Annotated in this window: 7 protein-coding genes; all 7 read right to left on the bottom strand. The window is 70.1% G+C overall.

Annotated elements, in window-relative coordinates; genetic code table 11:
- Positions 1–73 precede the first annotated feature (73 nt).
- A complete protein-coding gene (gene rho / locus AB0B82_RS00235) occupies positions 74–2,242 on the bottom strand; it encodes a transcription termination factor Rho (protein ID WP_360160750.1) in 2,169 nt (722 codons plus the stop codon).
- A 328-nt stretch (positions 2,243–2,570) separates the two neighbouring features.
- Positions 2,571–3,542 (bottom strand): homoserine kinase, encoded by a 972-nt coding sequence (gene thrB / locus AB0B82_RS00230; RefSeq protein WP_360160748.1) that lies wholly within the window; start codon positions 3,540–3,542, stop codon positions 2,571–2,573.
- A 5-nt stretch (positions 3,543–3,547) separates the two neighbouring features.
- Positions 3,548–4,612, bottom strand: coding sequence for a threonine synthase (gene thrC / locus AB0B82_RS00225; protein ID WP_360160746.1), 1,065 nt, complete (start codon positions 4,610–4,612; stop codon positions 3,548–3,550).
- Positions 4,613–4,617: 5 nt separating this feature from the next.
- Positions 4,618–5,925 (bottom strand): homoserine dehydrogenase, encoded by a 1,308-nt coding sequence (locus tag AB0B82_RS00220; protein ID WP_360160744.1) that lies wholly within the window; start codon positions 5,923–5,925, stop codon positions 4,618–4,620.
- Positions 5,922–7,325: a diaminopimelate decarboxylase gene (gene lysA / locus AB0B82_RS00215; RefSeq protein WP_360160742.1), complete on the bottom strand. Its 1,404-nt coding sequence runs from the start codon at positions 7,323–7,325 to the stop codon at positions 5,922–5,924. Before lysA ends, AB0B82_RS00220 begins: the two co-directional genes overlap by 4 nt.
- Complete coding sequence (gene argS / locus AB0B82_RS00210; RefSeq protein ID WP_360160740.1) at positions 7,322–8,980, bottom strand: arginine--tRNA ligase; 1,659 nt, start codon at positions 8,978–8,980, stop codon at positions 7,322–7,324. Before argS ends, lysA begins: the two co-directional genes overlap by 4 nt.
- Positions 8,981–9,042: 62 nt before the next feature.
- Complete coding sequence (locus AB0B82_RS00205) at positions 9,043–9,570, bottom strand: hypothetical protein (RefSeq protein ID WP_360160738.1); 528 nt, start codon at positions 9,568–9,570, stop codon at positions 9,043–9,045.
- Between the last annotated feature and the right edge of the window lie 60 nt (positions 9,571–9,630).

The raw sequence follows: 9,630 nt of genomic DNA, 5'->3' as shown, positions 1-9,630 counted from the left end.
GCCGCAGTGGTCGTCGTGGTCGGAGTGGGACGGGCCAGTGGGCGGGGGCGCTGGGTGGCGCCCCCGCGCTGGGTCAGTCGCCGTTGGTGGTGTTGTGGGTGGTGCCGGTGGACGGGGTGGTCTTGTTGACCTGGAGCAGGAACTCGATGTTCGACTTGCTCTCCTTGAGCTTGCCGATCAGCAACTCGAGCGCGGCCTGCCCGTCGAGCGCGGACAGCACCCGGCGGAGCTTCCAGACCACCTGGGTCTCGTCCTTGGACATCAGCAGTTCCTCGCGACGGGTACCCGAGGCGACCACGTCGATCGCCGGGAAGATCCGCCGGTCGGCGAACTCGCGGCGCAGCCGGAGCTCCATGTTGCCGGTGCCCTTGAACTCCTCGAAGATCACCTCGTCCATCTTCGAGCCGGTCTCGATCAGCGCGGTCGCGAGGATCGTCAGCGAGCCGCCGTCCTCGATGTTGCGGGCCGCGCCGAAGAACCGCTTCGGCGGGTACAGCGCGGACGAGTCCACACCACCGGACAGGATCCGGCCGCTGGCCGGCGCGGCGATGTTGTAGGCGCGACCCAGCCGGGTGATCGAGTCGAGCAGGACGACGACGTCGTGGCCGAGCTCGACCAGCCGCTTCGCGCGCTCGATCGCCAGCTCCGCGACCGTGGTGTGGTCGTCGGCCGGCCGGTCGAACGTCGAGGCGATCACCTCGCCCTTGACCGTGCGCTGCATGTCGGTGACCTCTTCGGGCCGCTCGTCCACCAGCACGACCATCAGGTGTACTTCGGGGTTGTTCGTGGTGATCGCGTTCGCGAGCGCCTGCAGCACCATCGTCTTACCGGCCTTCGGCGGCGAGACGATCAGGCCGCGCTGGCCTTTGCCGATCGGGCTGACGATGTCGACGATCCGGGTGGTCAGGACGCCCGGCTCGGTCTCCAGCCGGAGCCGCTCGGTCGCGTACAGCGGGGTGAGCTTGTTGAAGTCCTGCCGCTGCTTGGCGATCTCCGGGTCCGCACCGTTGACGGTGTCGATCCGGACCAGCGGGTTGAACTTCTCCTTGCGCTCACCCTCCTGCGGCTGCTTCACCGCACCGGTGATCGCGTCGCCCTTGCGCAGGCCGTAGCGCTTCACCATCGAGAGTGCGACGTACACGTCGTTCGGGCCGGGCAGGTAGCCGCTGGTCCGGACGAACGCGTAGTTGTCGAGCACGTCGAGGATGCCGGCCGCCGGGACGAGGATGTCGTCCTCGGTGATCGTCGGCTCCGCGTCGTACCGCTCGCCGCGGCCGCGGGTGCGGCCGGCGCCGGCGGGCTGGCCGTCGCGGTTGCGCTCCCGGTCGCGGCCCCGGCGGCGCCGGCGACGGCCTTCGCCTTCCTCGCCGCGCTCGTTCTGGTCCTGCCGGTTGCGCTGGTCGGCGCGGTCCCGGTTGCCGTCCCGGTTGTCCCGGTTGCCGTCGCGACCATCACGACCGTCGCGGCCGTCGCGGTTCTGCTCCCGCCCCTGCTCCCGGTTGCCGTCGCGGTTCTGGTCACGGTTGGCGTCACGGTTCTGCTCGCGGTTGCGGTCGCGGTTGTTGTCCCGGTTCCGGTCGCGGTTGCGGCCGCCCTGATCGCCACGGTCGCCGCGGTCGTCGCCACGCTCCCGGTCGTCACCACGGCTGTCGCCACGGTCACCACGGTCACCACGGTCAGCACGGTCAGCACGGTCGCCCCGGCTGTCACCGCGGTCCTCGGCGCGCTCGTCGCTGCGGGTCTCCACCCGCTCGGTGGCACCGGTCGTGGCCGTCGGCTCGGGCTGCGCTGCCCGGGCAGCGGTGTCGCCACCATCGGTCTGCGCGGCGGGCCGGAGGTCCTGCTGCGGCTCCGGCTGAGAGTCTTTCTGGGCGTTCTTCTGGGCGGCACGGGTGCGGCGACTGCCGCCTTCCCGCTTGGGCGCCTCCGCGGTGTCACCCGCGGGCGCGTCGGCGGCCTCGTCGAGCGTGGGCTGCGTCGTCTTCGGCTGCGCCTTCGCCCGGGTACCGCCGGTCGAGCCGCCCGCAGAAGAACCGGCCGAACCGCCGGCCTGGGCGGCCTTGATCGCCTCGATCAGCTGGCCCTTGCGCAGCGCGCCGATGCCCTTGATGCCGAGCGTCCCGGCGAGCTGCTTGAGCTCGGGGAGCAGCATGCCCTCGAGGCCGCCGCCAGCTTTCCGGCGACGCGTCGCGGTGGTCGCCGCGGCGTCAGCTCCGCTGGAGGCTTGAACAGTTTCTGTCACGTGAGGTCCTTCCCACACGGATCGTCGACGGCCCGTAAGGCACATCGACCAATGTCATTCCACCCACGGCCGCACAACGGGCACGTGGGGGTACAAGAGCCTCTCGCTTCGATCTGAGTCCCCCCGGACATCTCCGGCGCAGGCGGCGCAAGATCACATCCGCAGGAGGGTCGCCACACAACACAGAGTGCCGGGAGCACAGCCCGGATCGTGACGAGAGCACACCGATCACCTGGAGGGGATCGGGTGAGTCGAGACTAGCACCACTAGCGGTCCTTCTGCCGACCCAGTCGGTACAACGCGTGTCAGCGACCCGGAATTCCCGGTGTCAGCCGACCTCCAGCGACCAGACCTGTACGCCGACTGGATCGATCGCCAACTCGTGCTTGGCCCAGCCGTCCGGAGGCTCCGGCGTACTGCGGAAGAACTGGCCCTGACCTGCGGAGTTGCCGTCCTGACTGCCGAGTACGGCGACCGTCGGACCGGCCCCGCTGACGATCGCGGCCAGCCCGCTGCCGCGCAGTTTGTGCACCAGCGCGAGGCTTTCCGGCATGGCCGGTTCGCGGTACTCCTGATGCAGCCGGTCCTCGGTCGCGGTGAGCAGCAACTCGGGCCGGCCGGTGACCGCCGCGACCAGCAGCCCGGCCTTGCCCGCGTTGGCCGCCGCGTCGGTGTGGGAAACAACGCGTGGCAGCAATCCGCGCGCCTGTTTGGTCAGCACGCGATTGTCCGGTACGTACGCCACCGCGGCGAGTCCGGGCGCCGGATCCAAACGGAGTGCGCGCCCCGTTCCGCCTTCTGTCCAAGCGATTGTGAACCCGCCGAAGGCCGCGGCCGCCACGTTGTCGGGGTGTCCTTCGATCTCGTTCGCGAGGACGAGGAGACGCTCCCGATCGAGCGGTTCGTCGGCCAGCGCGAACGCCGCCGCGAGCCCGCCGACGATCGCCGCGGACGACGATCCGAGGCCGCGCCCGTGCGGGATCCGGTTCTCGCAACGCAAGGTGAAGCCCGGCACCGACGCCCCCAGGGCCTCGAGCCCGGCGTGGATCGACCGCACCACGAGATGCGTCTCGTCGAGCGGTACTTCGCCGGCGCCGCGGCCGGTCACCGACACCGTGATCCCGGACGCGCACGGGGTGATGACGAGGTCGTCGTACAGCGTCAGCGCGAGGCCGAACGCGTCGAACCCGGGCCCGAGGTTCGCGCTCGTCGCCGGCACCCGCACTCGCACCTGGTCGCACGGCCGCCGGCCGGTCCCACCGGAGCGCGCGTCCGGCTTCGCAGCGTCGTTGCTCGCCATGCTGATCAGGCCAGACCGGCGACGCGAGCCACGGCGTCGGTGTCGGCGGGAGTCACCGCCGGCTCCTCGTACGCAACGTGTCCCAGCGCGGTGTCGATGTCCTTCAGACCGTGGCCGGTCACCGTGATCACCACAGTCGAACCGCCCGGTAGCGAACCGTCCGCCTTCGCCTGCAGCAGACCGGCGACGCCGGCCGCGGACGCGGGCTCGACGAACACACCTTCGCGCACCGCGAGCTCCCGCTGCGCGGTCAGGATCTGCTCGTCGGTGACCATCTCGATTCGGCCGCCGGACTCGTCCCGCGCGGCCTCGGCGAGCGTCCAGGAGGCCGGGTTGCCGACCCGGATCGCGGTCGCGGCCGTCTCCGGCTGCTCGACGATCGAACCGCGCACGATCGGCGCGGCCCCCTCGGCCTGGAATCCCCACATCCGCGGCGTCCGAGTGGCGAGCTTGTCCTTGGCGTACTCCAGGTAGCCCTTCCAGTAGGCCGAGATGTTGCCCGCGTTGCCGACCGGGAGCAGATGCAGGTCCGGGGCGTCACCGAGCGCGTCGCACACCTCGAAGGACGCGGTCTTCTGCCCTTCCAGGCGGACCGGGTTCACCGAGTTCACCAGGGCGACCGGGTAGTTCTTGCCGAGCTCGCGGACGATCCGCAGACAGTCGTCGAAGCCGCCGTCGATCTGGATCAGCTTCGCACCGTGCACGACCGCCTGGGCCAGCTTGCCCTTCGCGATCCGCCCCGCGGGAATCACCACCAGCGGCAGCAGTCCGGCGCGTACGGCGTACGCCGTCGCCGATGCGGACGTGTTGCCGGTCGAGGCGCACACGACGGCCTTGTCACCGGCCTGCGCGGCCAGCGAGATCGCCACGGTCATGCCGCGGTCCTTGAACGAGCCGGTCGGATTGTTGCCCTCGACCTTGAGCCAGACCTCGCATCCGGTCTGCTCGCTCAGCCACTGCGCGGCCACCAGCGGCGTCCCGCCCTCGCCGAGCGTGACCACCGGCGTGTCCGCCGAAACGGGAAGCCGGTCTCGGTACTCCTCGATCACGCCACGCCACTGGTGAACCATTGTCGCTACTCGCCTTCTACCCGCATCACACTGCTGACTTCACGGACGATGTCCATGTCCCGCAAGGACTCCACGGTCGCGGACAACGCGGCATCGGTCGCGGTGTGGGTGACCACCACCAACTGCGCGTCACTGCCCCGGCCCTCCTGGCGGACGGTCTGGATCGACACGTCGTGTTCAGCGAAGGCATGGGCCACCGCCGCCAGCACACCGGCCTTGTCGGCCACGTCCAGCGACACGTGGTAACGGGTCGTTGCCTCGCCCATCGGCCGCACGGCTCGCTGGGTGTACGACGACTCGCCGACCCCCGGCACACCCTTGAGCCGGTTGCGCGCGGCGGACACCAGATCCCCGAGGACTGCACTGGCCGTCGGGGCGCCGCCGGCACCACGACCATAGAACATCAGCTGGCCGGCCGCTTTGGATTCCACGAAAACGGCGTTGTACGCGTCCCGCACGCTGGCCAGCGGGTGGCTGGCCGGAATCATCGCCGGGTACACGCGGGCGCTGACCGAGTCGCTCACCTCGTCGAGCTCGCAGATCGCCAGCGACTTCACCACGCAGCCCATCTCGCGCGCGGACGCGATGTCGGTCGCGGTGACCTCGGTGATGCCCTCGCGGTGTACGTCGGCGATCGACACGCGGGTGTGGAACGCCAGGCTGGCCAGCAGCGCCGCCTTGGCCGCCGCATCGAACCCCTCGATGTCGGCCGTCGGGTCCGCTTCGGCGTACCCGAGCGCCTGGGCCTCCTCGAGTGCCTCGTCGAACCCGGCACCGGTGGTGTCCATCTTGTCGAGGATGTAGTTCGTGGTGCCGTTGACGATGCCCATCACCCGGACCACGTCGTCGCCGGCGAGCGACTCGCGCAGCGGCCGCAGGATCGGGATCGCGCCGGCGACCGCGGCCTCGAAGTACAGGTCGCGCTCGAACTTCTCCGCGGCCGCGAACAGCGCCGGGCCGTCCTCGGCGAGCAGGGCCTTGTTCGCGGTGACGACCGAGGCGCCGTGCTCGAGCGCGGTCAGGATCAGGCTGCGGGCCGGCTCGAGGCCGCCGATCACCTCGATCACCAGGTCCAGGTCGCCGCGGGACACCAGCGCCTGGGCGTCGGTCGTGATCAGGCCGGGGTCGACGGCGATGTCACGGGCGCGGCCGGGGCGCCGGACCGCGATCCCGGCGATCTCCAGCCGGGCGCCGACGCGGGCCGCGAGATGGTCCGCCTGCTCGGTCAGGATCCGCACCACCTCGGTGCCGACCACTCCACAACCGAGCAGGCCCACCTTGAGGGGCTTGCCGTCCTTCACGTTGTCGTTCACTCGGCCCCCATGTCCAGGAGAAGCAGGTCGTCCTCGGTCTCACGCCGTACGACGACGCGCGTGTGACCGTCCTTCACCGCGATCACCGGTGGCCGCGGTACGTGGTTGTAGTTGCTCGCCATCGACCGGCAGTACGCACCGGTCCCGGGCACGGCGACCAGGTCACCGGGCTGCACGTCGGCGGGCAGGAACTCGTGCTTGACGACGATGTCACCGGCTTCGCAGTGCTTACCGACCACGCGCGCGAGCGTCGGGCCGGCGTCGGAGTACCGGTTGGCGAGCGTGCAGGAGTAGTCGGCGTCGTACAGCGCGGCACGAATGTTGTCGCTCATCCCGCCGTCCACCGACACGTACGTCCGGGCGGCGCCGGCGTCCAGCTCGACCTCCTTGACGGTGCCGACCGAGTAGACCGTGCAGACCGCCGGGCCGACGATCGCGCGACCGGGCTCGATCGACACCTTCGGGACGTCGACGCCGAACGCACGGCACTCGTGCTCGACGATCTTGCCCATCTCGGTCGCCAGCTGCGCGGGGTCGGACGGGTCGTCCTGCGTGGTGTACGCGATGCCGAAGCCGCCGCCCAGGTCGAGCTCCGGCATGTCGACGCCGAGCTCCTCGGAAACCCTTGCGTGCAAGGCGATCACGCGCTTCGCGGCCACCTCGAAGCCGGACGAGTCGAAGATCTGCGAGCCGATGTGCGAGTGCAGGCCGAGCAACTCCAGCTCGGGCGCTTCGTTGACTCGGGCAACGGCCTCGTACGCCGCGCCGGAGGTGATCGAGAACCCGAACTTCTGATCCTCGTGGGCGGTCGCGATGTACTCGTGGGTGTGCGCCTCGACGCCCGCGGTGACCCGGATCATCACCGGCGCGACGACGTCCCGCTCCCGGGCCAGCTCGATCAGCCGGGTGATCTCGTACTGCGAGTCGACGATGATCCGCCCGACGCCGGCGTCCAGTGCGCGGGCCAGCTCGGACTCGGACTTGTTGTTGCCGTGGAACCCGAGCCGCTTCGGGTCGGCACCGGCTCGCAGCGCGACGGCCAGCTCTCCCCCACTGCAGACGTCGAGGTTCAGCCCTTCCTCCATCACCCAGCGGACGACCGTCGTACACAGGAACGCCTTGCCGGCGTAGTAGACGTCGAAGTCCTTGAAGGCGTGCTTGAACGCGCGGGCGCGGGCACGGAAGTCGTCCTCGTCCAGCACGTACGCCGGGCTGCCGTGCTCTGCGACCAGGTCACGCACGTCTACACCGCCGACCACCAGCGATCCCTCGGCGGTCTTCTTCGCGGTCGACGACCACAGCTGCGGAACGAGGTCGTTGACGTCGCCGGGCGCGCGGAGCCAGGACGGGCTGCGGTGGCCGATGTCGGCGTGCAGCGCGCCCGCCTCGTGCGCCCTCACATCCGCTCCGGTGCGGAGACGCCGAGCAGGTCGAGCCCGTTGGCGAGGACAGTCCGGGTCGCGGACACCAGGGTCAGGCGAGCCTTGTGCACCGGCTCCACCTCCTCGTCGCCGCGTGGGAGCACACGGCAGCTGTCGTAGAACTTGTGGAACGCGGACGCGGTGTCCTCGAGGTACCGCGCGACGCGGTGCGGCTCACGCAGCTCCGCCGCGGTGGCGACGACCCGCGGGAACTCGGCGAGCGCGCGCAGCAGATCGCCCTCACGCTCGTGGCTGAGCAGACCCGGGTCGAACTCGTCCAGCTTGATGCCGAGCTCGTCGGCGTTGCGCAGGATCGAGGCGAGCCGGGCGTGCGCGTACTGCACGTAGTACACCGGGTTCTCGCTGGCCTGGCGGGTCATCTCCTCGATGTCCAGCGTCAGCGGCGAGTCCGCCGGATAGCGGCACAGCGTGTACCGCAAGGCGTCGACGCCACCCTCCTCGACCAGCTCGGCGAGCGTGACGATGGTGCCGGCGCGCTTGGACAGCCGCATCTCCTCGCCGCCCTTGAGGATCTTCACCAGCTGGCCGATGAGGATCTCGATGTTGTGCTCCGGGTCGTCGCCGGCGCAGGCCGCGATCGCCTTCAGCCGGTTCACGTACCCGTGGTGGTCGGCGCCGAGCAGATAGATGCAGGTCTCGAAGCCGCGCTCGCGCTTGTTCACGTAGTACGCCGCGTCGGAGGCGAAGTACGTCGGCTCGCCGTTCGACCGGATCAGCACGCGGTCCTTGTCGTCGGTGAAGTCCGTCGTCCGCATCCACAGCGCGTCGTCGGCGTCGTACAGGTGCCCTTGGTCGCGGAGCTTCTGGATCGCATGCGGTACGCCGTCCTGCTCGTGCAGGCTGCGCTCGGAGAACCACACGTCGAACTTGGTCCGGAACTGCTCGAGCTGGTCCTGCTGCTCCTTGAGCTGCCGCTCGTACCCCGCCTCGCGGAACGCGATCAGCTGCTCGTCGTCCGGCAGTTCGAGGATGCCCGGGACCTCGTCGACGATCCGCTTCGCCAGGTCGAGGATGTACTCGCCGTGGTACCCGTCCTCGGGGATCTCCTGCCCGCGCGCCGCCGCCTGCAGGCTGGCGCCGAACTTGTCCATCTGATTGCCGCGGTCGTTGATGTAGAACTCGCGCGTGACCGTCGCGCCGGCCGCGGCCAGCACCCGGGCCAGCGCGTCACCGACGGCGGCCCAGCGGGTGTGGCCGAGGTGCAGCGGACCGGTCGGGTTCGCCGAGATGAACTCGAGGTTGATCGTCCGGCCGTGCAGGCTGTCGCTGGTGCCGTACGTCTCGCCCGCCTCCAGGATCGACTGCGCGACCTTGCCCTGGGCATCGGCCGCCACCCGCAGGTTGATGAAGCCGGGGCCGGCGATGTCGACGGCGGTGATCGCCTCGTCGTCGCGCAGCTTGGCGGCCAGCAGCTCGGCGAACTGACGCGGATTCAGCCCGGCGCGCTTGCCGAGCTGCATCGCGACGTTGGTGGCGTAGTCCCCGTGCTCGGGGTTCTTGGGTCGCTCGACCTTCAACTCGCGCGGCAGCCCGCCCTCGACGGTGATCGTGCCGTCGGCGGCGAGCGCGGCCAGGGCCTGCAGGATCTTCTCAGCGAGCTGTTCCGGAGTCACCGGATCAGCCTAATGGTCAGCGCCCGAAACCCTTGACTCAGCATCCACAGCCCGGTACGGGATCAGCTCTGGGCACTGACTGTGACGGAGCTGTTGCGCAGCAGTGGGGTGTTCCAGGGCGCCGGTTTGCCGTCGACGGTGACCCTCAGTTGTCCACAGGCGTCGGCGAGGCAGTTGGCGTCGTACCGCAGACCCCAGAGGGTGAAGAACTGAGCCAGCGTCGGTTTCTCCTCGGCCGTCTTCGCCTCCACCCAGACCTGGCCGTCGGTGGTGTGGGTGTGGACGGGCGCCTGCACGGCGCGCAGCTTGTCGACACCGATACCAGCTGGGACCTGGACCGGTTTGCCGTCGACCTCGACGCCGATGGTGAGCGTGTACGGCGCCGGGCCGGAGAAGTCGAGTGGGAGCCGCTCGAAGCCGGCCTTGTCGATGTACGACACGGCGTCGCGGGGAGCGTCCCATGGCGGGGCGCTGGTCCGCAGTACGGCGTCCGCCGGGGCTGCTGGGGCGACCTGGCAGCCGCTGAAGACTGTGGTGACCAGGAGCGCAGCCACCGCCCCGGCCGCCGGGCGCCACCTGCCTGCTCTCATGCCCGCCAGATTGCCAGGTGCACCGCCAGGGCCGGGTGCCGGGGTGTTGCTCAGTCTTCC

The sequence above is a fragment of the Kribbella sp. NPDC048915 genome, assembly GCF_040649595.1.
Classification (GTDB): domain Bacteria; phylum Actinomycetota; class Actinomycetes; order Propionibacteriales; family Kribbellaceae; genus Kribbella.
Note: the sequence above shows the minus strand (reverse complement) of the source record. Positions and strands in the feature narration are given on the sequence as shown.

Coding starts and splice junctions, on each gene's coding strand:
- AB0B82_RS00205 (WP_360160738.1), bottom strand. CDS start 9,570: ATGAGAGCAGGCAGGTGGCGCCCGGCGGCCGGGGCGGTGGCTGCGCTC.
- thrB (WP_360160748.1), bottom strand. CDS start 3,542: ATGGCGAGCAACGACGCTGCGAAGCCGGACGCGCGCTCCGGTGGGACC.
- thrC (WP_360160746.1), bottom strand. CDS start 4,612: ATGGTTCACCAGTGGCGTGGCGTGATCGAGGAGTACCGAGACCGGCTT.